The 25,032-nt window shown below is 39.6% G+C and carries 22 protein-coding genes, 1 tRNA gene and 1 riboswitch; of the genes, 5 read left to right on the top strand and 18 right to left on the bottom strand.

The genetic code is table 11. The features are described from left to right. Window positions 1-130: 130 nt before the first annotated feature. Window positions 131-1,870 (bottom strand): arginine--tRNA ligase, encoded by a 1,740-nt coding sequence (argS, locus tag ACMZOO_RS14180; RefSeq protein ID WP_440903963.1) that lies wholly within the window; start codon window positions 1,868-1,870, stop codon window positions 131-133. 9 nt (window positions 1,871-1,879) lie between these two features. Beyond that, entirely contained in the window at window positions 1,880-3,460 is a 1,581-nt protein-coding gene (gene prfC, locus ACMZOO_RS14175) for a peptide chain release factor 3 (protein ID WP_440903962.1), read from the bottom strand. Between the two features lie 203 nt (window positions 3,461-3,663). On the opposite strand from prfC, the gene ACMZOO_RS14170 reads away from it, so the two are divergent. Further along, complete coding sequence (locus ACMZOO_RS14170; protein ID WP_440903961.1) at window positions 3,664-4,671, top strand: phospholipase A; 1,008 nt, start codon at window positions 3,664-3,666, stop codon at window positions 4,669-4,671. A gap of 380 nt (window positions 4,672-5,051) precedes the next feature. On the opposite strand, the gene ACMZOO_RS14165 is transcribed toward ACMZOO_RS14170, so the two are convergent. From ACMZOO_RS14165 to thiC, 11 genes are all read right to left on the bottom strand, one after another. After that, window positions 5,052-7,442 (bottom strand): PilZ domain-containing protein, encoded by a 2,391-nt coding sequence (locus tag ACMZOO_RS14165; protein WP_440903960.1) that lies wholly within the window; start codon window positions 7,440-7,442, stop codon window positions 5,052-5,054. A gap of 93 nt (window positions 7,443-7,535) precedes the next feature. Further along, complete coding sequence (gene rimI, locus ACMZOO_RS14160) at window positions 7,536-7,994, bottom strand: ribosomal protein S18-alanine N-acetyltransferase (RefSeq protein WP_440903959.1); 459 nt, start codon at window positions 7,992-7,994, stop codon at window positions 7,536-7,538. A 9-nt stretch (window positions 7,995-8,003) separates the two neighbouring features. After that, window positions 8,004-8,453, bottom strand: a complete 450-nt coding sequence (locus ACMZOO_RS14155) for a hypothetical protein (RefSeq protein ID WP_440903958.1) — start codon at window positions 8,451-8,453, stop codon at window positions 8,004-8,006. A gap of 18 nt (window positions 8,454-8,471) precedes the next feature. Further along, window positions 8,472-8,548: transfer RNA gene (locus ACMZOO_RS14150), tRNA-Trp, on the bottom strand. Window positions 8,549-8,635: 87 nt separating this feature from the next. Beyond that, the gene (locus tag ACMZOO_RS14145; RefSeq protein WP_440903957.1) at window positions 8,636-9,481 is read right to left on the bottom strand and encodes an HDOD domain-containing protein; all 846 of its coding nucleotides are present in this window, start codon (window positions 9,479-9,481) and stop codon (window positions 8,636-8,638) included. 89 nt (window positions 9,482-9,570) lie between these two features. Next, window positions 9,571-10,332, bottom strand: a complete 762-nt coding sequence (locus ACMZOO_RS14140; protein ID WP_440903956.1) for a HesA/MoeB/ThiF family protein — start codon at window positions 10,330-10,332, stop codon at window positions 9,571-9,573. Between the two features lie 93 nt (window positions 10,333-10,425). Continuing rightward, window positions 10,426-11,952 carry a thiamine phosphate synthase gene (gene thiE, locus ACMZOO_RS14135; RefSeq protein WP_440903955.1) on the bottom strand — a complete coding sequence of 509 codons (1,527 nt, stop codon included), beginning with the start codon at window positions 11,950-11,952 and terminating at the stop codon, window positions 10,426-10,428. Window positions 11,953-11,996: 44 nt separating this feature from the next. After that, window positions 11,997-12,800 (bottom strand): thiazole synthase, encoded by an 804-nt coding sequence (locus tag ACMZOO_RS14130; protein WP_440903954.1) that lies wholly within the window; start codon window positions 12,798-12,800, stop codon window positions 11,997-11,999. A 1-nt stretch (window position 12,801) separates the two neighbouring features. Further along, the gene (thiS, locus tag ACMZOO_RS14125; protein ID WP_440903953.1) at window positions 12,802-12,999 is read right to left on the bottom strand and encodes a sulfur carrier protein ThiS; all 198 of its coding nucleotides are present in this window, start codon (window positions 12,997-12,999) and stop codon (window positions 12,802-12,804) included. Then, on the bottom strand, window positions 12,990-14,096 hold the full coding sequence (locus tag ACMZOO_RS14120; protein ID WP_440903952.1) for an FAD-dependent oxidoreductase: 1,107 nt from the start codon (window positions 14,094-14,096) through the stop codon (window positions 12,990-12,992). The genes thiS and ACMZOO_RS14120 overlap by 10 nt, the downstream gene beginning before the upstream one ends. 32 nt (window positions 14,097-14,128) lie before the next feature. Continuing rightward, on the bottom strand, window positions 14,129-16,054 hold the full coding sequence (gene thiC / locus ACMZOO_RS14115) for a phosphomethylpyrimidine synthase ThiC (RefSeq protein ID WP_026016876.1): 1,926 nt from the start codon (window positions 16,052-16,054) through the stop codon (window positions 14,129-14,131). 62 nt (window positions 16,055-16,116) lie between these two features. After that, window positions 16,117-16,215: riboswitch (TPP riboswitch) on the bottom strand. 187 nt (window positions 16,216-16,402) lie between these two features. Between thiC and ACMZOO_RS14110 the strand changes: the two genes are divergently transcribed. Beyond that, complete coding sequence (locus ACMZOO_RS14110) at window positions 16,403-18,046, top strand: response regulator (RefSeq protein ID WP_440903951.1); 1,644 nt, start codon at window positions 16,403-16,405, stop codon at window positions 18,044-18,046. Here ACMZOO_RS14110 and ACMZOO_RS14105 read toward each other — a convergent pair. The 3 genes from ACMZOO_RS14105 to gshA all read right to left on the bottom strand — a co-directional run bounded on the left by ACMZOO_RS14105 (window position 18,043) and on the right by gshA (window position 20,888). Next, window positions 18,043-18,423 carry a hypothetical protein gene (locus tag ACMZOO_RS14105; protein ID WP_440903950.1) on the bottom strand — a complete coding sequence of 127 codons (381 nt, stop codon included), beginning with the start codon at window positions 18,421-18,423 and terminating at the stop codon, window positions 18,043-18,045. The two genes, ACMZOO_RS14110 and ACMZOO_RS14105, sit on opposite strands and share 4 nt — an antisense overlap. A 280-nt stretch (window positions 18,424-18,703) precedes the next feature. Beyond that, a complete protein-coding gene (locus ACMZOO_RS14100) occupies window positions 18,704-19,324 on the bottom strand; it encodes a transglycosylase SLT domain-containing protein (protein ID WP_440903949.1) in 621 nt (206 codons plus the stop codon). A gap of 4 nt (window positions 19,325-19,328) precedes the next feature. After that, on the bottom strand, window positions 19,329-20,888 hold the full coding sequence (gene gshA, locus ACMZOO_RS14095) for a glutamate--cysteine ligase (protein ID WP_440903948.1): 1,560 nt from the start codon (window positions 20,886-20,888) through the stop codon (window positions 19,329-19,331). 347 nt (window positions 20,889-21,235) lie between these two features. Between gshA and ACMZOO_RS14090 the strand changes: the two genes are divergently transcribed. Beyond that, window positions 21,236-21,679 carry a DUF3010 family protein gene (locus ACMZOO_RS14090; RefSeq protein WP_440903947.1) on the top strand — a complete coding sequence of 148 codons (444 nt, stop codon included), beginning with the start codon at window positions 21,236-21,238 and terminating at the stop codon, window positions 21,677-21,679. 59 nt (window positions 21,680-21,738) lie between these two features. Here the strand turns inward: ACMZOO_RS14090 and ACMZOO_RS14085 are convergent, their stop codons facing one another. After that, on the bottom strand, window positions 21,739-22,620 hold the full coding sequence (locus ACMZOO_RS14085) for a flagellar protein MotY (protein ID WP_016956780.1): 882 nt from the start codon (window positions 22,618-22,620) through the stop codon (window positions 21,739-21,741). Window positions 22,621-22,788: 168 nt separating this feature from the next. Here ACMZOO_RS14085 and rnt point away from each other — a divergent pair, with 168 nt between their 5' ends. Next, window positions 22,789-23,430, top strand: a complete 642-nt coding sequence (rnt, locus tag ACMZOO_RS14080) for a ribonuclease T (protein WP_440903946.1) — start codon at window positions 22,789-22,791, stop codon at window positions 23,428-23,430. A gap of 394 nt (window positions 23,431-23,824) precedes the next feature. Here rnt and ACMZOO_RS14075 read toward each other — a convergent pair whose 3' ends face one another. Then, complete coding sequence (locus ACMZOO_RS14075) at window positions 23,825-24,430, bottom strand: peroxiredoxin (RefSeq protein WP_016956778.1); 606 nt, start codon at window positions 24,428-24,430, stop codon at window positions 23,825-23,827. A gap of 206 nt (window positions 24,431-24,636) precedes the next feature. Here ACMZOO_RS14075 and ACMZOO_RS14070 point away from each other — a divergent pair, with 206 nt between their 5' ends. After that, the gene (locus tag ACMZOO_RS14070; protein ID WP_016956777.1) at window positions 24,637-24,846 is read left to right on the top strand and encodes a bacterioferritin-associated ferredoxin; all 210 of its coding nucleotides are present in this window, start codon (window positions 24,637-24,639) and stop codon (window positions 24,844-24,846) included. Window positions 24,847-25,032: the final 186 nt, after the last annotated feature.

Here is a 25,032-nt window from a genome sequence, read left to right as displayed (position 1 = left end):
AGTTGTAAACAAAAATATTAGAATTGTTTATATGCTTGTTGAGTGAATAGCGTTTAAGTAGGGGTAAATCAGAGATGGGTCAACAAACGCAACCGCATGCAGCTACGTTTGTTAACATTTATACAAGTGTTTACATTTTTTCGGTTGTGGCAATACCAAGCAAAGTTAAACCTTGTTTGATAACACTTGCAGTCCAACGACTGATTGCCAAGCGGCTTTGTTGCACTTGTGGCTCTACGTCAGATTTTAATATTGGGCAAGCCTCATAAAAACTCATAAAGGCACTGGCTAATTCAAACAAATATTGACATAACACATGCGGATGCGCTTCGGCTGTTACCAAATCTAAAGTATCTTCAAACTGAAGTAATTTAATCGCTAAGCTACGCTCCTGCTCTGCTTCGATGTTAATTGGCCCAGAGATATCCGCAACATCAATGCCAGCCTTAGCAAAAATAGATTTAACTCGAGTATATGCGTACTGAAGGTAAGGTGCTGTAGCACCATCAAAGCTCAGCATGCTGTCCCAGTTGAAGATATAGTCACTGGTTCTATGTTTTGATAAATCAGCAAATTTAACCGCACCTATACCAACAACTTGAGCAATTTCTTGTTGCTCTTGCTCGGTTAAATCAGTGGAGCGTTGAGCAATAAGCTCTTGTGCCCGTGCTACCGACTCATCTAACAATTCAACAAGTTTAACCGTACCACCTGAACGAGTTTTGAATGGTTTGCCATCACTGCCCATCATAGTACCAAAAGCATGATGTTCAAGACTCATATCTTGCGCAACAAAACCGGCTTTTTTCGCTAGGGTAAACACTTGTTGCATATGCAGTGACTGGCGCGCATCGATAAAATAAAGGTTGCGATCAGCTTTAAGCGTTTGACCACGATATTTTAATGCAGCTAAATCTGTTGTTGCATATAAGAAGCCACCGCCCGACTTTTGAATGATTACAGGCGAAGGGTTACCTTCTTTATCAGCTAGTTCTTCTAAAAAGACCACTTGAGCACCTTGGTCTTCAACAGCTAGACCTTGTTGTTGCAAATCTTTGACTATATCCTGCAACATGTCATTGTATGCACTCTCAGGGCGAATATCATCACGACTTAGAGTAACATTCAGTGTGTTGTACACCTCTTCGCTATGCGATACCGAAATATCGATAAATTGCTGCCAAAGCTCGATACATTTAGCATCACCACCTTGCAACTTAACCACGTATTCACGTGCTGTGTTGGCGAAATCTTCATCATCGTCAAAACGTTTTTTCGCTTCACGATAAAATGTTTCAAGATCAGACAATGCCACTTCTGCAACTGAGTTATCTGCCAAAATCGTTTCTAAATGGGCAATTAACATACCGAACTGTGTTCCCCAGTCGCCCATGTGGTTTTGACGAATAACTTTATGTCCTTGGAATTCAAGTGCACGTACCACCGCATCACCAATTATGGTCGAACGCAAATGACCAACATGCATTTCTTTTGCCAGGTTAGGCGATGAATAATCAACCACACAAGTTAATGGCTGTTCCGTTGCAGTAACACCGCAGCGCTCGTCAGCAAGGTTTTGGTTTAAAGTTTCAGACAACCAAGTTTGTGCCAAAAAGATGTTGATAAAACCAGGGCCAGCAATTTCAACTTTACTCGCAATATCAGATAAATCTAATTGTTCAACAACTTGTTGTGCCAATGCTCTTGGATTGGTTTTTAATTGTTTAGCCGCACCTAAAATACCATTGGCTTGATAGTCACCAAATTGAGCTTGTTTTGACAAAGCAATATGTGGCCCATGTTCAGCTGGAATTCCAGCAGCTTGCATAGCTGCATGAACTTTGTTTGTTAATAACTGTTTTACTTTCATTTATCTACCTTAGTGTTCACGCGTTTGGTGGAATTCAATATCTGGGTATCTTTCTTGCGCTAAACTTAAATTAACCATAGTTGGTGCAACATAAGTGAGGTTGTCGCCACCGTCTAATGCTAAGTTAGCTTCAGCTTTGCGTTTAAACTCATCAAATTTCTTGCTGTCTTTACCTGTTACCCAGCGAGCGGTTGCAACATTGATAGATTCATATATCGCATCAACATTATATTCAGACTTCAATCTTTGCACTACAACGTCAAACTGGAGCACACCAACCGCACCCACAATTAGATCGTTAGAAGCTAAAGGTCTAAATACTTGTACCGCGCCCTCTTCCGACAACTGAACTAAACCTTTAAGCAATTGTTTTTGTTTAAGTGGATCTTTTAGGCGAATACGGCGGAACAGCTCAGGGGCAAAGTTTGGTATACCACTAAATTTAAGTTTTTCCCCTTGAGTAAAGGTGTCACCAATTTGAATGGTACCGTGATTATGTAAACCAATAATGTCACCAGCATAAGCGTTGGCGGCACGTTCACGATCGCCCGCCATAAAAGTAACCGCATCCGAGATATTAACCGTTTTGCCAATGCGCACATGGTTTAACTTCATGCCCTGCTGGTATGTACCAGATACGATACGCATAAATGCAATGCGGTCACGGTGTTTTGGATCCATATTCGCTTGAATTTTAAAAACAAAGCCGCTGAAATTTTCTTCTTTTGCTTCAACGTTACGTTCTTCGGTTGCACGCGGCATAGGCGCTGGCGCCCATTCAGTTAAACCATCTAACATATGGTCAACACCAAAGTTACCTAATGCAGTACCAAAAAATACCGGGGTTAACTCGCCTTTTAAAAATAACTCTTGGTCAAATTCATGCGATGCACCTATTACTAATTCAAGCTCTTCGCGTAAGGTTTCTGCTAGTTCTTCACCAACAGCTTTATCTAAGTCAGGATTGTCTAATCCTTTAATAATGCGCTTTTCTTGAATGGTATGGCCTTGGCCTGTTTGATACAAAATACATTCGTCACGATGAATGTGGTAAACACCTTTAAACTCTTTACCACAACCTATTGGCCAACTTATAGGTGCACAGGCAATATTCAGTTCAGTTTCAACTTCGTCCAATAGCTCCATAGGATCACGAATATCACGGTCGAGTTTGTTCATAAAAGTAACAATAGGCGTGTCGCGTAAGCGCGTTACTTCCATGAGTTTTCGAGTTCTATCTTCAACACCTTTGGCTGCATCAATAACCATCAAACAAGAATCCACTGCCGTCAGTGTTCTATAGGTATCTTCCGAGAAATCTTCATGCCCAGGGGTATCTAGTAAATTAACTAGCTTGTCATTATATGGGAATTGCATGACAGAGGTTGTAACCGAGATACCACGCTCTTTTTCCATTTCCATCCAGTCAGATTTAGCATGTTGATTAGAGCCACGGCCTTTTACCGTACCAGCCGTTTGTAAGGCTTTTCCGAACAACAAAACTTTTTCGGTAATTGTGGTTTTACCGGCATCGGGATGCGAAATAATCGCGAACGTGCGGCGGCGTTGAACTTCTTCTAAAAATGACATCAACAAACTCTCTACTAGATAATGGCAAGTATAAATCGCGGGCATTATACCGAATTCAGCTAAATATGCATGATTTTGGACAGTTTATCTGCCAATAAAAAGCCCTTCAGTGATACTTTTACCATCGGCTTATGTTTACAATGCTAACGAACAACCACTATGGTAAAACAAACACGTAAAAACAAACTCTAGGCTATCTTTATATGCTAGTTAAATTTAAGCACATTATTTATATCTGGTTGGTTAGTTTAGTTAGCTATGCAACTCCTGGCTATGCTGAGCTAAGTAAATTTGAACAATGTCAATTACGCCAAATGAAACGGGTAAACGACAACTTAGACGTGGCACAAATAAATCAAATATGTGCGCAAATAGAAGCACTAGAAAAAGCCTCCAGCAATGGCGCACTATCGGAACGCCTAGAACAAGAACGAAAAACCGCATTCAGCCCCTACGTAATTACCCCACATAGGATGAACTATATCTTAGCTGCAAGCTACACCACAGGTTACAATGAACAGGCGTACGAAGGTTCAACATTAATTGACCCAAAGCAACAACTTGAAGCTAAAATGCAGCTGAGTTTTAAAGTGCCACTTAACTATGCACCTATATTTAAATACGGTGACGGTTTATTTTTTGGCATGACAATGCAGTCGTGGTGGCAAGTATATAGCAGCTTATACAGCAAACCCTTTCGAGAAACTAACTATCAACCAGAAGTGTTTTATTTTCTGCCAACCAAATGGCAACTATTTAACACCACAACCAATTTAGCCATAGGTTTGGAGCATCAATCGAATGGCCGTGAGCTTCCTTTGTCACGCAGTTGGAATCGACTTTATCTTGCCGTATTAGTTGAACATCAAGACTGGGTTTTAAACTTTCGGCCTTGGTGGCGATTACCAGAAAATGCCAAAAAGTCGATTGATGACCCAAATGGTGATGATAATCCAGACATAGACAAATACATGGGACATTGGGAATTATCTGGTGCTTATAGAATTGATAAAAATCTGCAAAGCCAATTTTTAATGCGCTATAACTTCAATAGTGGCCGAGGTTCAATTGAAGCCGGTGTAACTTTTCCGATTTGGGGACGTCTTCGAGGATACGTTCAAGCATACAGTGGTTATGGTGAAAGTTTGATCGACTACAACCATTCGCAGCAAAGATTAAGCTTGGGCATTGCATTAACAGATTTATTATAAGAAGAAAAAGAAAACCCGGGGTGCACAGTCCCGGGTATAAACACTTAGGAGAACTTTAAAATATTATTATTATAGAATTCCACCCCACTCAATGCACCAACTCAGTTCAATACAAACATCAGATAAGCTAATAATTAACTAGAATTTATAAAATCTAAAAACAGATTATTTATTAACCGTAAACAATGGAATTTAGCACCAAAATAAAGCACAAAGCAAGTTTGATTGAGACCATTGTGGTCTTTTAAACTCCAAATTAGAAATTAAACTGCTAAATGATCATTATATGAAAACAAACTAGTAGAGCTAAATCACCATAAATTGCGATAATCAGCTGGAGATAAAAGCCATTTAGGCAAGGCAAGTTGGTACAGGGCTTGTTAATCGAAAATATCGAAAATAAACTCATTTTGCTGAGTATGATTTTGCGAGATTTGCTCAGCGGTGAATTCGTATCTAACCAAAACTTCACGCGTTACATCAGTTAAGGTGTAAGAATGTTTAATATGAGCAAAATAATTTTGCAGCTGTTGAGCACCAGCAGGTTGAAAGGCACTCAGGTAACTTAGTTCAAGTTCAATTGCATGCCAATCTGCTTCAATTGCATCGTGGCACTCTAAACGCACCACCCAAACATGGCCTAACGCAAGTTGTTGCTGAACTAGGAGTTGGCGGCTAGGTTCATCTGTGACTTTATCTAACCACACATCAGGAAAAATATCATGCTGGTTAACCACAGTAATCACCAACTCAAAAATACTCTTGTTGATGGCAAAATTATTTTGTTCAAAACGTTTGAGAATAAAATGCTCCAAAGCTTTTGCTTGGTAGGTATGGCACTTATCTAACAAGGCACTTAAGCGGTTTGACGTACTGGGTTGCGCCAACATGTTAAATTGATTGTGTTCTGAACGATAAACAAAACCACAACACTGCGAGGTAGACATCACTATAAGATTACGAATGGCATGTTCTAGCGCCGTGCTTGCAGGTGACTGAGCTTGCTCCATTCTAGCGTCAAATATTTTACCCAAAGCTTGCACCAAAGCGCTTGACCCACTAACTAAACGCAGCCCCACCAAACAGTTGTCCGCATTGGTAGCCATAACTTGATATTTAATCAGCTCGCCTTTGAGTTTTAATTTTTTTGCGAGTTCTGGAAATGCCACCAATACATATTGACCGCGCTCCAACTCGGGCCAGTTTTTTAATTTTAACTGAATACCATTGGTTGAGATGTTCATAGTTTGGCCAGTAACTTTAGTGTCGGTTAACTCTAATTGGATTGCACTTGAATATCTTATCCGCGGTTCTTTACGTTTCCCCAAAAACTGAAAGTGCAAAGCCTGAGTTTGGGTTGTGGCTAATTTCTCTTGTTTAAAACGCATTAAGCGTTCAAGCTGCTGAGTATCCACTTGATGATCAGAATAACTCGCTTTGGCATATTGATTGGTCACGTCAATCAGCAAGGCAAAATGGGTTAAATTGGCTAACTGTGCAGTCACTTCAGGGGTAATAGGTTGGTTTTGCTGAGTAATTTCTTCCCCCGCACTTTCAGGGATCGCGACAGCTCTTTGGGCATTTTTAAGATCTATCTCTTGTAGCTGTATTTTCAACACTCGCCAACTCGATTTTTGCGCCGCAAAGCCAAGAAACAATCCTAATAAATCAGCTTCAACCAATTCATCGTAAGTAGCACTAAAATGATACTTTTTGCCCTGCTGAATATGGGTAAAACAAAATAAATATTCGTGTTTAACTGGGGTAATTTGATTTAACAGATTAAGTAAACGAGCACCGGAAAATAACTGCCTTAACTGGCAAACACTGTGCTCGTCTTGCCAATAATCAAGCACATGGGCATTGCTTGATTGTTTGCAAACATACGGAATATGTACACCTTCACTGTCGCGTGTTAACAGCAATGGCAGTGCGGTATGGGTATAAAAATAGCATTGTTCAAATAAAATATTGCGTGCCGACTGTAAGGTATTGCAAGCATCTAACTTATACTTGCGTCGATAGCTTTTGACGTATTTATCAATAAAAACGCTGAATTCAAATTGATCTAAGTCCGGTAGTATGGCTAAACCCAATAAGGTATTATCCCCTTCAAGCTTCTGCCAACAGAGTTTATAGGTTGCCCGACAAGTTTGTTCAGCAAATTTACTTTGCCATTTAACAAAAATAACTTGGAGCAACTCGTCACTTTCAAAATGATGTTCGGCCTTAATTTTTATTCTCAAGCCCGACGGTGAAATATCGCAGGTAATTGCTTCCAACTTTAACTTGCCGATATTGAGCGATACTTGGGTGGTGTAATGCATACGCTCTTCATTACGAATAACCCTTTGACCAAACTCAATTGGGCTGATAAGTGTTCGTTCTATTTCACTGCGCTGTGTTTTTGAGTCGTACGATTGTGCTTGAGGTTTTTGTTTATATTCAAACAAAATCTGTTCATAAATAGCGAAACAATAGTTTTGTTTATATGTTTCGAGCAATTGGTTTAACCGCTCAATAGCCGGTTGCGGCAGATAGTGCTGAATGCCGTTGGCTTGGTGAGCTTGGCATAAACTGCCATGTTTGCTGCGCAAATCAATCGGTCGTTGGCAAGCTTTGTTTAGTCGGTTAACTTCCATTTTTACTAAAAAGCGTTCCGAATTAGATAGTTTTTTAGTCTGCGCCTTAAACACTTTGTCAAAAGTAGCCGAGGCTTTTGCCGGCGATAACTTATCAACAATACTTTGTAAGTGCGCAGGGAAATCCAACTTAGCCTTCCTTATAATTTGATAGCTTGCTTTTTGCTGTCAACACAATTGCAGTTACCTTAAATAATAAACCAATTTAGCAATTACGTTGATTTAATTGCAATTGGCTAGCTCAGCTTGCATGATTATCGCATCTTCAGCGGGGACTGTAGCTGTGGCAGCATAATAATTTTTGCGTAGTGCAATCTGCTGGTATCCGAGTTTTTGATATAACGCCAGTGCGGCTAGGTTAGACTGGCGAACTTCCAAACATAATTTATCTGTGCCACGCATAAGAAGTTGTCCAACAAAATGCTGATGCAGCGCTTGGCCAATGCCATTTTTTCTTTGCTGAGGATCAACACAAATATTCATTAAACAAGCTTCGCCAGCAATCCAGTCAGCAATTAAAAAACCCAATACTTTGTTGTTTTCTATTGCAACAAAATTGAGATACCGCGGCGACAAACAGGATTCGAATAAAGAGAGTGACCAAGGGTCGGGCTGGCTTAGAAGTTCTATTTGATGAACTTGGGTTAGATGCTCGGCGGACAAAGAAACAATTTCTATCATCAGGCTTGATCAAAATTTGAATCGGCTAATTAACTGCCAAAATGCTTGTTTGTCTTCAGCTTTGCTCAAGTCAAAGTTGAAAACTGCTTTATCCAACGCTTGGTCAAAAATCAATTGTTCAACCGCATTTGCCTGATTTGTTTGCTGGCTGTCTTGGCAGTTTAGGCCTACTTGCTTAAACCAAGCCTTCAATGCAGCGAGATCCAATTTGTCAAAGTTTACTAGCCGAACTTGTGTGTTAGCTTTCTGAGTAACTGGTTCTGATGTTTCAGCTTTAGCCAAACCAATAGCTGATTTAATTTGCGCTAAATGATCTATTTTTTCTGCAGGCTTAGAAATTTCTGCAACTGAAGTTGTTGTTGGAATATCTTGTTTGGCTGCAACTGAACTTTGAGCTTTAAAAGTATCTATGTTCAATTCGGCAAGAACTGCCATTTGATAAGTATTTAACTGCGACATAACAAATCTTCGAAAGACTGGCAGGGGCGGAGGGACTCGAACCCCCAACCATCGGTTTTGGAGACCGCTGTTCTACCAATTGGAACTACACCCCTATCGAGTTGCTGCCGATTATACATAGGCTTTTTATTGTGTAAAGCAATTAATTTCATATTCAGTTTGTTTGCTTATTTTATAGACTATTAAGATTGTTTAGACATAACCGCTTCAATTACATCATTTAAATCTTCTTCTTCAAAATCAAAAAACTCCAACAACTGTTCTTTTACCACTATCCACTCTTCACTGACTTCTTTGCCTTTTTGTAAATCTAGCACTATATGGCGAGAAATTTTCAAAATGGCTAGTAGCCACAAGCCGACACGGCTGAGCTCAGATGTTGAAAAAATGCCATCACTATCATGCTGATAATAAATTACTTCAACTAAATCTTTGGCTAACTTCCATCGCTGGCCTAATAAAGCACCAATGGTTGTGTGGTTAGTATCAAATTGCTCACGCTCTAAAGCAAGTAGTTCACTACCCCAGCCGATATCTTCAGCTTTATGCATTATTGCAGCAAACTCAGGGTAGTTAATTACCATTACAGGTATACCTGCATCATGAAACAAACCCAACATATATGCATTATCTGCCAGCTGAGGTTTTTCTAACTGGTTACACACCATAGCACAGACATTAGCGACATCGGTTGAATCCTGCCAAAAAGTCGCTAGTTCATCGCTCGCCTGCATCGCACTTTTAAGCGCAACAGCTTTAACAATAGGGAAAACACGTTTAAGGCCCAAAACCATAACTGCTTGGTCAATTGATTTAATTTCTTTGGCGCGACGAAAAGCTGCAGAGTTAACCACCTGCAAAACAGAAGCCGAAATAGCAATGTCACTGGATATGGCTTTAGCAATAACCGTCACATCAGGCTCAGGCTTTTTTGCCTCTTCACTTACTTTTAATAAAGCTTCTGGACGCGGCGGTATAGTAACGTTTTGTAATATTTGTTTTTCGGCTGCGGTAATTTTTATCGCCATGAAATTGAATACCTTAGATCACGCGTAATGCATTGGTTTAAGGTTAAACTCTGTTGACGTTTCGGGCAAGTATTTAGGCTGATTTAGCTCTAATTGCTACAAACAGGGCAAGTTGGGTCAGCGGCTAAGTTAAACTGTCTATTTTGATCTGACCAAATATCAATAATATTCAACTTAGCAAATGAACAAGATTCAGGTTTAACTACATATTTAACAAATTCAAGTGCTTGTTTGCTGCCCATTAAGCCTAACAATGGCCCTACAACCCCTGCGTTGCTGCAATTTAGTCCAGCTTCGTCACCGTCGAGATCAGGGAAAACACAGTGGTAACAAGGTGACTTTTGGTGTTTAAAATTAAACATCATAAACTGGCCTTCACCACGAATGGCTGCTGCACTAATTAAAGGTACTTTAGTTTGCACACAAGCTTGATTGATTAAATAACGGCTTGAAACATTGTCAGTACAATCTAATACAGCGGTCGCATCTTTAATAACTTGCTCAAAGTTACAATTTTCGACCTTTTTGCCAATTGCTTGTACTTGAATAAGTGGATTTAACGCCTGCATTTGATTTGCCGCCATTTGGGCTTTTTCACGGCCAACATGATTGGTTTTATATAAAATTTGCCTTTGCAAATTTGTAACTTCAATTGTATCTGGGTCGATAATGGTAATTTTACCAACACCAGCAGCGGCTAAATATAAACAGACAGGACTACCTAAACCACCCGCGCCAACCACCACAGCATGCGCGTTTTTTAGTTTTATTTGCCCAGCTTCACCAATTTGACTTAACAATAAGTGACGGCTGTATCTTGTGGCTTCTTGGTCGGATAATTTGTCCTGCACTATTTAGCTCCGTTTACATTAAACACGAATTCAGCCCTAGTATATGTCAAAAGAAAGCTTGAATAATTGATCTATTGCAAATCACTTTTAAACTTAAGCCTCAACAATTTGCTGCAAAGTTTTAAACGCATCTTCCGGTGACTCAGCTTCAGTAATTGCTGTAACCAAAGCAATAGAGCCGACACCTGTTTGTTTAACCTCGTGTACACGCTGCATATTAATACCACCAATAGCAACAACAGGTAAATCATTGACTAAATCTAAATAACGTTCAAGGCGTACAACACCTTGAATTTGCCCTGTCATGTCTTTAGTTTTTGTTGGGTAAATTGCGCCAACTGCAAGATAACTTGGTTTAAGTTGTTTAGCGGCAAGCAACTCATATTCACCATGAGTGCTAATGCCCAAACGCAAACCTGCCTGTTTAATTACTTGTAAATCCGCATCGGCTAAATCTTCTTGGCCTAAATGCACACCATAAGCTTGGTGTTTAATCGCCAACTGCCAATAGTCGTTAATAAAGAGTCGAAAACCATATTGCTGACTTAAAGCCACAGCTCGCTGAATTTGTTGTTCTATTTGTTCTACAGCCAAATTTTTTAAACGCAGTTGAATGGTTTTAACCCCGAGTGGCGCTAACCTTTCAATCCACTGAATATCACCAACAACTGGGTATAAACCTAAAGATAACGAGCCACAATCAGCAAAATTATCAGCATAGTTAAATTTGCCTTCAGTGCCTTGCTGCCAATCCAATTCGTCAGCTAATTGCGAGTCTGTTTGTAATATGCTTGGATAATCTGCCAGTTTATTTGGCCAGTTGCCTTGGCGAATCGGCCCATACGCACCTTGATAATCTTGGGCTAAACGCAAACCTTGATTAATATAGGCTTTGGCAACAGTGACTGCATCACGCAATAAATAACCTTGCGCAAATAAAGCTGCAATAGCAGAGGCATAAGTGCAGCCAGTACCATGGGTATGTTCAGTATCAATACGTTTTGACGCTAACCAAAATTGTTGATGACCATTGTCTGCCATATCAACACAATATTCTTTATCAATATCAATGTGGCCGCCCTTCAACGCAACAGCCCCAACACCTAATGCCATCAATGCTTGAGTCGCATCTAACATGCTTTGCCAGTTTATAATGTAGACACCTGACAATCTTTGTGCTTCATTCGCATTCGGCGTTAACACATCAACTAAAGGTAATAACTTTTGTTTAATCGCAGGTAAAATATCTTCTTCGGCCAAATTGCCACCAGCCGATGCAATAGCAACTGGATCGTAGACCACTTTTGGCATTGGCATACGGGCAGCATAATCAACTAACCATTGTGAGATAGCATCAATTTGCTGCACATTGGCTAACATACCAATTTTGATAACTTGTGGTGGGCGGTCAATTGCCAAGGCATCTAACTGCGACAACAATACATCAACCGAAACAGCATTGATTTCCTGTACACCAAAAGAGCTCTGTGCAGTATTTGCGGTAATTACTGTACTGACATCACAACCTAAATTGTGCATGGTTTTTAAATCGGCTTGAACACCGGCACCACCAGAACAATCAGAGCCGGCTATGCTCCAAACTATCGGAAAATTTTGCATGTTAACTTAACTATTTTATCTATATTGTTTTTTGTCTATAACTCTTAGGACTGGTGCCAAAATGGCATGCCTAAAGTCGGGGTACTTGGCTGTGCAGTATCTTTTTCCGGCATTTTACCGGCTAAATAACCAAAACGCCCAGCTTCACAAGCAGCTTTAAACGCATTTGCCATGACAATAGGATCTTGCGCTTGCGCAACCGCTGAGTTTAATAAAATTGCATCATAGCCCAATTCAAATGCTTGTACTGCATCTGATGGTTTGCCAATACCTGCATCCACCACCAGGGTCGTTTGTGGAAAACGATTGCGGATAGCCGACAAAGCATACGGATTTAATAAACCTTTGCCCGTACCAATTGGCGCGCCCCACGGCATTAATACTTCACAGCCCAATTCAACCAAATGGCGACAAATCACTAAATCGTCCGTGCAATAAGGTAAAACTTTAAAACCATCATTGATTAAAATTTCAGTCGCTTTAACCAAATCAATTGGGTCGGGCTGAAGATTATATTCATCCCCCACTAACTCTAATTTCACCCAATCAGTTTCAAAGATTTCGCGCGACATTTGAGCTAGCGTCACAGCTTCTTGAATAGAATGACAACCAGCTGTATTGGGTAATATGGTTAAACCCAAATCTTTAATTTGTTGCCAAAACATATTACCACCACCAGATTCTGGTGACTGGCGACGAAGTGACACAGTAACAATTTGTGCTTGTGAAGCTGCAATTGAATCTTGCATCACTTTGGGTGAGGGATATAAAGCAGAGCCAATTAATAAACGGCTGCTAAATTTTTGCCCATATATGTCTAACAAATCTGTGTTTACATCAATAGCCATATTAACCACCTTGTACTGGTGACAAAATTTCAATTGAATCTTGTTCAGCTAAATTCCAACTTTCGTGCTGACTTTTTGGCACAAATTGGCCATTCACAGCTAGAGCGAAAGGAGCGATTGCACCAAATTCACCAACCACGTCTAACAAAGATTTTGTTTCAGTAACTTCGACCGTTTGGCCATTTATTTTTAATTGCATAGTGACAATACCTGTGGGTTTATCTGAGTATGCGAATTTTCATCTAACACAGCCAAAGCTTGTTCCATAATAGCTGGCGCTAATAAAAAGCCATGACGATATAAACCATTTATTCGCATTAAACCTGCTTGATTAAAGATTTTTGGTTCATTATCAAACAGGGTTGGTCGCAAACCACTTTCAATTTCTAAAATTTCCGCTTCGGCAAATCCAGGATGTACACTGTATGCGGCAGACAATAATTCAAGTGCCGAACGCACAGTTGGTGGCTTATCTGACTGCGACTCAATTTCAGTTGCACCTATCACATACTGATTATTTGGTTTAGGTACAATATAAATTGGATACCTTGGGTGCATTAAGCGCACCGGCCTTTGTAGATAAACCTCTGGTGCATATACCCGAGCTACTTCACCACGTACGCCACGCAAAGTTTTAATATCGACATTTGCGCCCATACCACGGCAATCTATAACCAAATCAAATTCTAATGTTTTATCCGCGAGCAATACTTGATTTGGCGCTACTTCAACTTGAGTTAACCAATGCAGATTTACTTGGTTATCAAGTAAAGCTTGATTTAACGCTAGATATAAAGCCCGGTTATCAATTTGCGCTTCGGTCGGAAGATACAAACCTTGATGAAAGCGCCCTGCTAACTGCGGCTCAACTTCGGCAATTTGCTCGCCAGATAACCACTGCACTTTGCCGTTTTTAACATCTGCATCAGGACTAGGTTGATCATACAGTTTCAACCTTTGGTTAAAACTGAGCAAATCCCCTTTGTCTTGCGCGTGTGCAACAATCAGGCTGCCATTTTGTTGATAAAAAACAGTTTGCGGTAACTGCTTTAATAACTGAGGCCACAACTGCAACGAGCGCTCGCCCAAACTGCTAACTAAAGCACCAGAAATGACCGACTCAGCAACAGGTGCAACCATAGCTGCAGCTATGTAACCCGCACTGCTTTTACCGGATTCATCACCTTTTTCAAACAAGCTGACTTGATTTAACTGACCGAGAGTTTGGCTTGGCAAACTCAATTGCCAAGCCAATAAACGCCCAAGTAAACCACCGCCTACAACGGCTATTTTCATCCTGCTAACTACCTAAGTTTAGAAGCAAAAAATTAAGCTTTGTGATAAATCTCAGAACCTTTTTCACGGAACTCTTTCGACTTTTCCGCCATACCTGAATTAACGTCAGCCGGCTGAATTTCAATCGCCTGGGCTTCGGCTTCTTGCGCTTCTAAACCCGCAGCATAGTCACGTACTTCTTGCGTGATTTTCATTGAACAGAATTTAGGACCACACATAGAGCAGAAGTGCGCAACTTTACCTGATTCTTGTGGCAAGGTTTCATCGTGGAATTCACGTGCACGCTCAGGATCTAAACCTAGGTTAAATTGATCAATCCAACGGAATTCAAAACGCGCTTTTGATAATGCATTATCGCGAATTTGAGCACCTGGGTGGCCTTTAGCTAAATCGGCTGCATGCGCGGCGATTTTATAGGTAATTAAACCTTCTTTAACGTCTTCTTTGTTTGGTAAACCTAAATGCTCTTTTGGTGTTACATAACACAACATAGCACAGCCATACCAACCAATTTGTGCCGCACCTATACCAGAAGTAAAGTGGTCGTAACCGGGTGCGATATCTGTGGTTAATGGGCCTAAGGTATAGAAAGGTGCTTCATGACAGTGTTTTAATTGCTCAGTCATGTTTTCGTGGATCATATGCATAGGAACATGGCCTGGGCCTTCAATCATAACCTGTACATCGTGTTTCCAAGCAATCTTAGTTAACTCACCTAAAGTGCGTAATTCACTAAATTGTGCTTCGTCATTGGCATCTGCAATTGAACCTGGGCGTAAACCATCACCTAAAGAGAATGAAACATCGTACTGTTTCATAATTTCACAAATCTCTTCAAAATGCGTGTACAAGAAGTTTTCTTGGTGATGCGCTAAACACCACTTAGCCATAATAGAACCACCACGCGACACAATACCGGTTAAACGCTTGGCTGTCATAGGTACATAACGTAACAAAACACCTGCGTGGATAGTGAAATAGTCAACACCCTGCTCGGCTTGCTCAATTAGAGTATCGCGGAAAACTTCCCAAGTTAAATCTTCAGCAACACCATTTACTTTTTCTAGTGCTTGGTAAATTGGAACTGTGCCAATTGGTACAGGCGAGTTACGGATAATCCATTCACGCGTTTCATGAATATAACGACCAGTTGATAAATCCATTACAGTATCGCCACCCCAACGCGTTGACCATACTAGTTTTTCTACTTCTTCTTCAATTGACGAAGTAACAGCAGAGTTACCGATATTCGCATTTACTTTAACCAAGAAATTGCGACCAATGATCATAGGTTCGATTTCAGGGTGATTAATGTTTGCTGGAATAATTGCACGACCTTCAGCTACTTCTTTACGAACAAACTCAGGTGTTATTTCGTCTGGCAATTTAGCGCCCCAAGCTTGGCCTTTGTGCTGTTGCAATAAAATTTGCTCTTTAACTTCAGCGCGTTTCATATTCTCACGAATGGCAATATATTCCATTTCTGGGGTAATAATACCTTGGCGAGCATAGTGCATTTGCGAAACATTTTTACCCGCTTTAGCGCGGCGAACTTTAGGTAAATGGTCAAAACGAATATGGTCTAAACCATCATCTGCTAAACGTTTTTGGCTATAGTGAGAAGTTACTGAGTCTAATGCTTCGGTATCGTTACGCGCATCAATCCACTGCTCGCGAATACGCGGCAAACCTTTGTGAACATCAATAACAACTTCAGGATCTGTATATGGACCAGAAGTATCATAAACATTAACCGGCTCATTTTTTTCGAAAATAGGATCTTCTTTAGTACCACCAGCAAAAGTGTCAGAAACACTGATTTGACGCATAGGTACACGGATAGAAGGATCACTACCTTCAACATAAATCTTTTGTGAATTAGGGAATGGTTGACCAGATAAGCTACTGATAAACGCTTGCGCTTGTGCGCGTTTTTCTCTGCGGTTTGGTTGTGACATATATTTGCCTTTAATCATTAAAGTAAATTAAAGACGGAGTGTGGCTATCGACAAGACATTATACTGAAACGTATCTTGTTCCCTACGCTGGTATAAACCAGATCAGGTTCGACGGATCCCGCTATTGCGATCTCAGCCCTAAGGCACTCCGACAAGTAAAATCACGACAAAGTATATAGTTTACGGAATAATTTTAAAGCTTAATCAACAGAATATTTTTATATAATCAACATAGCAGACCAGTAATATGGCTAATCACTTGTAATTTTTATGCATTAAATCAATAATCAATTCATTCATCGAGCCAAAGCTTTTGTCAGCAGGCATATCGATAACACACGGATAAAAATGAACCCTGAACTGATTAAAAACGCCAATGTGCTGATTATTGACGATCAAGCTTTAGCGCAAGTTTTCTTAAAACAGTCGTTAGAAAAACTCGGCTTCGACAAAATTATGGTTGCGGAAAGCGCTAAACATGCTTTGCGTTTGGCGGACGAAAGTCAGTTTAACTTGATTATATGTTCATTTAATTTAAGCCGTGACAAAGACGGTTATCAACTATTTGAAGAATTAAAAGCCAAAGGCGCAATTAAACTTACCACAGCCTTTATATTTACCAGTGCCGAAACAGATGCAGCTTTAGTAAATAGTGTGGTTGAACTGCAACCGGATGACTTTCTTGCAAAACCTTTTACTGCTAAAGAATTAAGTGACCGCCTACGCCGTGTATTAACCCGCAAACATAAACTGGCTAAAGTTTATTGGGCAATTGATCAACAAGATTATGTGATGGTGCTGGAGCAAGTTGAATCTTTATTAATGGATCCGAAAGCGGCTAATCTGTATCCCTTATTGATGCGTATGAAAGGTGATGCATTGCTTGCGTCAGAAAAGTATCAGCAAGCGGCACAGTTTTACTACGAAATAATCACCTTACAGAAATTTACTTGGGCCATGGTTGGTTTAGCCAAAGCTTATTTAGGTTTACACAAGGAAGATGCTGCAATTAATATTTTAGAGAAGTTAGTTGCTAAACCTTCTACCCGTTTAGCCGCATTAGATTTGCTTGGCCAATATTACATAAAACATGATGAGTTTGAACTTGCTTATCAAAAACTGCAAAACGCCAGTGAATTATCGCCACGTAATATTGATAGGCACAAAAACGTAGTGCAGTTAGCGCGTTTAGTACATGACCACTCAGGCCAGTACGATGCAGCCAAAGCTATGCTCAAATATGCGAAACGTTCGTTTCATGAAACACCTGATTTGTATCTAACAGTAGCAAGAGCTGGTATTGATTATGCGCTGACCCTGCCTGAACAAGAGTCAGCTGTGATTGTGCGTCAGTCGGAAAAATGTCTAGAAGCAATGAAGGACCAATTCCCTTCTTCGGTTGAAAACAAAGACAAAATATCTATTGTGCAAGCGCGTATCCATTATTTAAAAGATGAAGAAAGCAAAGCCAAACAATTGGTCGCAGGCGTATTAGAGCACGAAGAAAGTGGCAACTTAGAAGACTATATTGATAAAGCTAAAGCTTTTCACGAATTGGGTTTTCAAGACCAAGCTTTGAATATTTTAGAGCATATTCATCAGCACCATACACCGGACAACTCAATTAGTGACAAAGTATTAACCACTTATTTAAACCAAGAAAAAAGTGAAAAAACCGATATTCCATTTACGCCAAGGCAGCTGAATAATATTGCGGTGCAACTATATGGAAAAAAACAGTATCCAGCTGCCATTCAAGCTTTTGCTGACGCGCTTAGACTTATGCCAAAAAATGTTCGTATTGCATTAAATATGTTGCAAGCATTAGTTGATCAAAAGTTTCGAACACAACTCACTGAAGCGCAGTTAGCTTTATATAACAATGCGATTAGCATTATTTCAGTACAACAATTACCAAATGAACAACAAACTAGATATGAAAAATTGCTTGAGCGTAGCGCCCAAGCACAAGAGGCACACATGAAAGATTAGGTTAAATACCATTTTTCGTATTCAATAAACTTGAAAGTTGCAACACCTTGCACACTGTCATTACAGCGTTCAAAATGTCTGAATAAACCACCAGGGCTAACTAAATGACAATAGCCTTGATAACAAGGTTCAACAGCCCATTCATCATGACCACCGTTTATACTGTCTATCAGTACTTCACCACTTACTGCATTATAAATTTGATACAAACCTATGTCGTGTCCAGCTCTAAACTTCCACATTGCATTAGGTGCATCCATTTCTCCGGTCAGCTTCAACTGACCTTGCTCCGCGATTAAACACAATCCATCTATTGTTTTTATTTGCCAATTCCTTGAGGTATACGGTTTAGTCGACGCTTGCTGCGAAACTTGCATACATAACCCTCAACTGCGTTCAATTTAAAAAGTAAAAGGGGGGAACCCTTTGCTTAAGCCTAGTTGAATGAAAATAGATTGCAGAAATGAAATATTTGCGAGAAATAACTGACCACAAGTCTCGTTATTTAAGTAATTTCAGGTTTAAAGTAGAATCATGCAGTTAGCAAAACAAGGCTAAGTTGCTTTGCTAACAAAAAGAAATAACATATAACAATTTGTTAATTAAAAAATTACTTATTAACACAAAATCGGTACAACTGACCAAAAGACGGTTTTTTTAGCCAAAAAACAAGCGCCATAACCAACCACTTTGTAGGTCTTCTTCACAGCGTTTTAGTTGCGCACCATAAGTTTCGGCGCGGCGCTGTACTTTAAGTGCTACGTTTTGTAACCATTTCTTTTTATTATAAGTTTTTTTGCGATAACCACCCCAACCTTCGTGGTAGTTTAAATATTGTTTGTTTGCATCCCATTTTGAAACGCCGTTAATTTTATGCGTTTTATAAATAAACCAGCCCATAAAATCTATCGCATCTTCAAAATCGTCTCTATCAGCCCAACCATTGCCTGTTTCACGTTTATAATCATCCCAAGTCATTGTTTTAGCTTGCGAATAACCATAGGCGCTACTGGCACGACCAATCGGAATAAAACCTAAAAAATACTCCATTGGTGGCTGAGCATCTGATTTAAAAGAACTTTCTTGGTACATCATTGCCATTGGAATATGAATTGGCACACCCCACTTGTCTCTGGCATCAGCTGCCGCGTCGTACCAATCTCTGTGCTCATAAAAGATTTCACATAAATCATCTGGCTTCTGTGGCGGTGATGTTGCACAGCCCGCAAGAATGGCGCTAGCAATCAAAAGTCCTATATATAATTTGAATTTCAGCATATTACTATTTTGCAAAATAATCATTTAAAAAATCGGCAAACTCAGCTTGTGGAGTTTGCTCTATAGCTTGTTGTTTAACCACACTTTGTTGACTGGTTTGCTGCAAATATTCTTGGCTAAACTGCACATAATCACGCTCAAGTGCAGCTTGTTTAAAGTCTGCAGCTATATTCAAGCCTAGGGTTGCGTTATCCCAATTATTTTCCGTTAGCGCAGCAACAACTTTACCCGAAGGGGTTAAATCAGGATTTAACAGTTTTTCTCTTTGGCTATTTAATGCATTTTGATAGTCATTCGAGTTAGCGCCATCAAAGTAGCTCGCCAGTTGGCTAAGCTCTATCATTATTTGCTCAGCCCAATCAGTTAAAGCTATTTTTTCACCAGACTTATCCAACAATATGCCTGGTTTACGCCCATATAATAATGTTTGCTGCAAATTAGCTGCATTTAAAAATTCATTACAGCTGTGAATTTCTGGCGATTCAACCAGCGCGCACCAAGTTAAAAATAGATCTAAAAATCTGATTTGTTCAATATTAACACCGGCAGGAGAAAAAGGGTCAATATCCAAAGCTCGCAGCTCAATATACTGCACGCCACCGCGTAACAAAGCGTCCGTTGGTTTTTCACCGCTGTTGGCGACACGTTTTGGACGGACAGGTGAGTAATATTCATTTTCGATTTGCAATACGTTTTTGTTCAACTGCTGATATTCACCCTGCTCACCTGCTTTGATGTGGGCAAAATCCGCTGATGGCATTTTTATCGCTTGTTTAAGTCCATGAATATACTCAGCCAAATTATTGTAACGAATACTTAGCGCTGCTTGAGCTTTATTGGTATATCCCAAATCACTTAAACGTAAAGCAGTTGCATAGGGTAAATACGACGTACCTTTACCAACTGTTTTAAACGGATAGTTTGATTTTTTACCTTTTAAGAATGAACCACATAATGCAGGTGAAGCACCAAATAAATAAGCTAAAATCCACAAATGACGTTTGATATTTCTAAGCACAGCCAGATATTTAGCCGAAATATAATCTTGCGTTAAACTTTGCCCTTCAGACTGAGCCAACTCTTGCCAAAAACTATCAGGAAATGAAAAATTAAAATGCACACCAGATATCACCTGCATATAACTGCCATATCTATGTTTTAAGCCTTCACGATAGAGGGTTTTCATTTTACCTATATTCGAGCTGCCGTATTGGGCAATTTGAATATCTGCTTCACAGCCAACAAAACAAGGCATGCTCATAGGCCATAACAATTCATCCCCTTGGTGGCTGTAAGCAAATTTATGCAAATCGATTAATTGCTCTATGCTGGTTTGCGCATTGTTCTCAACTGGCGTAATAAACTCCAACAAACTTTCTGCATAGTCAGTTGTTATGTAGGGGTTAGTTAAAGCTGCGCCTAAAGGTGCTGGATGAGGTTGTGTCGACAAGCGCCCTGTAGGCGTAATGCGTAATGCTTCTTTTTCGATACCTCTATTTAAACTATTGGCATACTGCACACCATGTTGTTGAAAAAATAGTTCAATCGAATCAGCTAAATTCACGCAATTTTCCTCAATAAAATAAGATGGTAAACAAAATACCCGAAAAGTTAGTTATACCCAAGCGACTTGAGTATAAACCCAATAGTTTTGCTACTCAGCAACAAAATTGATTTAAGTTTAATGTTGTTGCTAGGGTCTGTTTATCTTTTGAGTACAATTTTGCAGCATTTTGACTTAATCCATTAGGCCTTCAATGCTGCGCCTTGATTAAAAAGTATTTAGTTAGAACAAAATTTGTCCATAAAAGTTAAACAGACCCTAGTTAGACCGTATATATGAGGACAAAATTACAGTAAACTAGGGTCTGTTTATCTTTTGTGTATATTTACAAGTGTTGGAGTAGCTAAGTGAAAGTTTGTGGTGTAGAAATTAAGTCAAACGAAGCCATTATTTGTTTGTTAACTATGGATGGTGATGTATTTGATATTCCAAATTGTCGTGCACAAAAAGTGGTTTTAACTGATGCCAGTTCAGCCGAAGGTCTAGCTGATTTCCAATTTACCTTTGGCAAATTAATGCATGACTACAAAATAGAACATGTTGTAATTAAAGAAAGACCAATGAAAGGCAAGTTTGCTGGCAGTGCATTAGGTTTTAAACTTGAGGCCGCTATTCAACTTTTGGAAAATGTAACGGTTGAAATTCAAAGCCCACAAACAGAAAAAGCTGTGATTAAACGCAACCCTATGCCGGTTGATTTTAAAGAAACTGGCTTAAAAGGTTTCCAACAAAGTGCTTTTGTTACTGCCTATAGCTTTTCAATGAAAAAGCACTTCAAAATTGAAGAGTAACCTCTAGGGTATATCTAGGAGCATTAGCGATTAAATGATGGCTAATGCTCATTGAAGTATTACTGAATTTCACGCTCCATACGAATAACCACACGACGGTTTTTTGCCCGGCCCAATACATTCTGATTAGTTGCAATGTGGCGTCGCTCGCCGTAGCTATCTACTTCTATTCGTTTTGCATCTACCCCAGCTTCAGTAAAAAAGTTACGAATATTTTCAGCTCTTTGTTTGGCAAGTTGTTCGTTGTGCCAACGGCCACCATAACTATCACTAAAACCATCGAGTAAAACTAAATCTAACTGAGCATCCTGTTTTAAATATTCAGCTATCATAGCTAAACGTTTTTTTGAATTTTTAGTCAGTTCAGCTTTATTACTTTGATATGTTAATACGGTTAAACTGATATCATCGAAGTTAAATGGTAGTAAGTTATCCATACAAGTTAAAAAACTTTCATAGGCGTTGTGAAAATTAGCTGAGCTAATAGCAACAGTTATATGATCAAAATCGCTATACCAGTCTTTATAATAAAAGGTTGGCGACATGCCTTTTTCTAGTTCAGACAACATAGTCCAGGCTGGTTTATCAATTAGCTCACCATCAAATTGTTGTAACAGCTGCATATCAATAATTTCACGGCTAGGTACACCGGCTCTATGTGTGGGTGGTACCGACAATACTTTGGCCATGTCGTAACCATGTGGTGTTTTTAACATGTCTAAATTAACTGTCATATTAGTTGCGCGGCTTGCAACGCTAGAAAAGACCACTTTGCCATAACGCGGAATTGGGTGCTCTAAACTGCAGCTGAGTCGTGCATTTTGTTGGTTCACCCATTTAGAATCGGCAATTGAGGCTTGATAATGCCGTACATCGGCTAAAACCTGCCCGGCATATCCAAGGCTCACAATAGCGGCCAATTGAGCAATTTTACCTAACATTTAACCTTTCTCCAGCGACAAAACTTTGACTTGATCATAGACAAACTGACAATTACCTATGATTTAGCAAGTTTTAGACCAAATTACTTTTATACAACGGGTGAGCAACTAAGTTAATTCTGGCATAATGCTCAGCAATTTTTCCATATTGGCACCTGTTTTTATTTTATGCCACATGCACAGCTAAAAAATAGATTTCGTGGGTATTACCCTGTTGTTATTGACGTTGAAACTGCTGGTTTTGATCCACAGAAAAACGCCTTATTAGAAATTGCTGCAACTTTAACCGAGATGAATGACGATGGTGAGTTTTATTGCGGTGAAACCATTCAGTTTAATATTGAGCCATTTGAAGGTTCGGTATTGGAACAATCAGCGTTAGAGTTTAATGGTATAGACCCGAGCAATCCACTCAGAGCAGCTGTGGATGAGCGAACTGCGCTGCAAGAAATTTTTAAACAAATTCGCAAGCGCCAAAAACACTACAATTGCCAACGTTCAGTTATGGTTGCACATAATTCGGCTTTTGATATGGGTTTTGTTAACGCAGCAATTGCCCGAGCGAACATTAAACGTAGTCCGTTACATCCTTTTGTATCTTTTGATACCACAAGTTTAGCCGGTTTAACTTTAGGACAAACTGTGTTGGTGAAAGCCTGTAAAGCTGCGGGTATTGAGTTTGACAATAAAGAAGCGCATTCGGCTTTATACGATACACAAAAAACTGCAGAGCTTTTTTGTTATATGGTGAATAAGTGGAAAAGTTTAGGTGGTTGGCAAGAGCCTGAAGAAGCCGCTACGGATAAATAAAGTTTTTAAAAATTTTATATCGCTTAATTAGCTCGTGGCAGAGAAGTTCAAAGGTAAATGGGGTATCACTCATAAAAACGCTTTGAACTCATCCATGAGCCGCTCACACAAGATATCCCTATCTTGTGAAGTTTTATTCGCAACACACCCATCCACCTTTTCAGCAACACAGTCTCTGAATATTCGTCGAAGATAAATATGTCAGATGAAAGCCTATTCACATGCTAATTTCCTAAAACTTCAAACGTCTTGGATGACGTTTGGGAGCGCCCAGGGATTGGGTTTACAGCGATTTTAGAAAATTATGCTGAGAATGGGCTTTGTTGCACTCCCCCAAAAACGAAAAAAGCCGGTATAAACCGGCTTTTGATAAATCAAATTATTGAAAATTCGATTATAGCTTGTCAGCGTTCTCAGAAAGGTAAGAAGCAACACCTGAAGGGCTAGCGTCCATACCTTTGTCACCTTGATTCCAACCAGCAGGACAAACTTCACCGTGCTCTTGGTGGAATGCTAAAGCGTCAACCATACGTAACATTTCGTCTACGTTACGACCTAATGGTAAATCGTTAACTACTTGGTGACGTACGTTACCTTCTTCGTCAATTAAGAAAGAACCACGGAAAGCAACACCAGCTTCTGGGTGCTCAACGTCGTATGCTTGACAGATTTCATGTTTAACGTCAGCAACTAAAGTGTATTGTACTTCACCAATACCACCTTGGTTAACTGGAGTGTTACGCCATGCGTTGTGAGAGAATTGAGAATCGATAGAAACACCGATAACTTCAACACCACGTTTTTGGAACTCAGCAAAACGCTTGTCGAAAGCGATTAACTCTGAAGGACATACGAAAGTGAAGTCTAAAGGATAGAAAAAGATAACTGCTTTTTTACCTTTGATTGCTTCGCTTAAAGTAAAGCTATCAACGATTTCGCCATTACCTAAAACTGCAGCAGCTGTGAAATCAGGAGCCGGACGGCCTACTAATACAGACATAACATTCTCCATTTATATTATTGTGAACGTGAATATACACCGCGAATAAATATGATTATTCGATAACTGGAAATGAGTATATAGGCGAATGAATAAAAACCAAGGGCAGAACTCAACTATTTTTTATGAAAAGATCTAAAAACATAGTTGCTAATACGAATATTTCTCATTTATAATATAGCTATATTTTGTAGAGGATATTCTATATGTTCGTTTGTTTATGTAATGGCATCACTGATAAAGACATAATTGCAGCAGCAGAAAAAGGCTGTAGCAGTTTAGTTGAGCTACGCAAACAAATGGATATCGCAAATGATTGTGGGAAATGTCGTAAACAAGCGATCAACATTTTGCGTGAAGCACAACCAAAACACAAAATTGAAGACAACGATTTATTGATTGCAGCTTTTGCATAACCCCAGCCAAAAATAACAACCACTTACACACACTACTCCCTTCTACCCCACCAAATAAACAGGTTATTCTGTTTTTCGGTTTAAACTACCTCAACTGCGCGTAATTAAAATGCTCAACATACCCATCCCTGCATATTGTTTTTTCTACTAATAGCAAGCCATATAGAAGGATAAAAACACCTTAAT

This window comes from Catenovulum sp. SX2 (genome assembly GCF_052056295.1).
In the GTDB taxonomy this organism is placed as follows: Bacteria; Pseudomonadota; Gammaproteobacteria; order Enterobacterales; family Alteromonadaceae; genus Catenovulum.
Note: the sequence above shows the minus strand (reverse complement) of the source record. Positions and strands in the feature narration are given on the sequence as shown.

Coding starts and splice junctions, on each gene's coding strand:
- argS (WP_440903963.1), bottom strand. CDS start 1,870: ATGAAAGTAAAACAGTTATTAACAAACAAAGTTCATGCAGCTATGCAA.
- prfC (WP_440903962.1), bottom strand. CDS start 3,460: ATGTCATTTTTAGAAGAAGTTCAACGCCGCCGCACGTTCGCGATTATT.
- ACMZOO_RS14170 (WP_440903961.1), top strand. CDS start 3,664: ATGCTAGTTAAATTTAAGCACATTATTTATATCTGGTTGGTTAGTTTA.
- rimI (WP_440903959.1), bottom strand. CDS start 7,994: ATGATAGAAATTGTTTCTTTGTCCGCCGAGCATCTAACCCAAGTTCAT.
- ACMZOO_RS14155 (WP_440903958.1), bottom strand. CDS start 8,453: ATGTCGCAGTTAAATACTTATCAAATGGCAGTTCTTGCCGAATTGAAC.
- ACMZOO_RS14145 (WP_440903957.1), bottom strand. CDS start 9,481: ATGGCGATAAAAATTACCGCAGCCGAAAAACAAATATTACAAAACGTT.
- thiE (WP_440903955.1), bottom strand. CDS start 11,952: ATGCAAAATTTTCCGATAGTTTGGAGCATAGCCGGCTCTGATTGTTCT.
- ACMZOO_RS14130 (WP_440903954.1), bottom strand. CDS start 12,800: ATGGCTATTGATGTAAACACAGATTTGTTAGACATATATGGGCAAAAA.
- thiS (WP_440903953.1), bottom strand. CDS start 12,999: ATGCAATTAAAAATAAATGGCCAAACGGTCGAAGTTACTGAAACAAAA.
- ACMZOO_RS14120 (WP_440903952.1), bottom strand. CDS start 14,096: ATGAAAATAGCCGTTGTAGGCGGTGGTTTACTTGGGCGTTTATTGGCT.
- thiC (WP_026016876.1), bottom strand. CDS start 16,054: ATGTCACAACCAAACCGCAGAGAAAAACGCGCACAAGCGCAAGCGTTT.
- ACMZOO_RS14110 (WP_440903951.1), top strand. CDS start 16,403: ATGAACCCTGAACTGATTAAAAACGCCAATGTGCTGATTATTGACGAT.
- ACMZOO_RS14105 (WP_440903950.1), bottom strand. CDS start 18,423: ATGCAAGTTTCGCAGCAAGCGTCGACTAAACCGTATACCTCAAGGAAT.
- ACMZOO_RS14100 (WP_440903949.1), bottom strand. CDS start 19,324: ATGCTGAAATTCAAATTATATATAGGACTTTTGATTGCTAGCGCCATT.
- ACMZOO_RS14085 (WP_016956780.1), bottom strand. CDS start 22,620: ATGTTAGGTAAAATTGCTCAATTGGCCGCTATTGTGAGCCTTGGATAT.
- rnt (WP_440903946.1), top strand. CDS start 22,789: ATGCCACATGCACAGCTAAAAAATAGATTTCGTGGGTATTACCCTGTT.
- ACMZOO_RS14075 (WP_016956778.1), bottom strand. CDS start 24,430: ATGTCTGTATTAGTAGGCCGTCCGGCTCCTGATTTCACAGCTGCTGCA.
- ACMZOO_RS14070 (WP_016956777.1), top strand. CDS start 24,637: ATGTTCGTTTGTTTATGTAATGGCATCACTGATAAAGACATAATTGCA.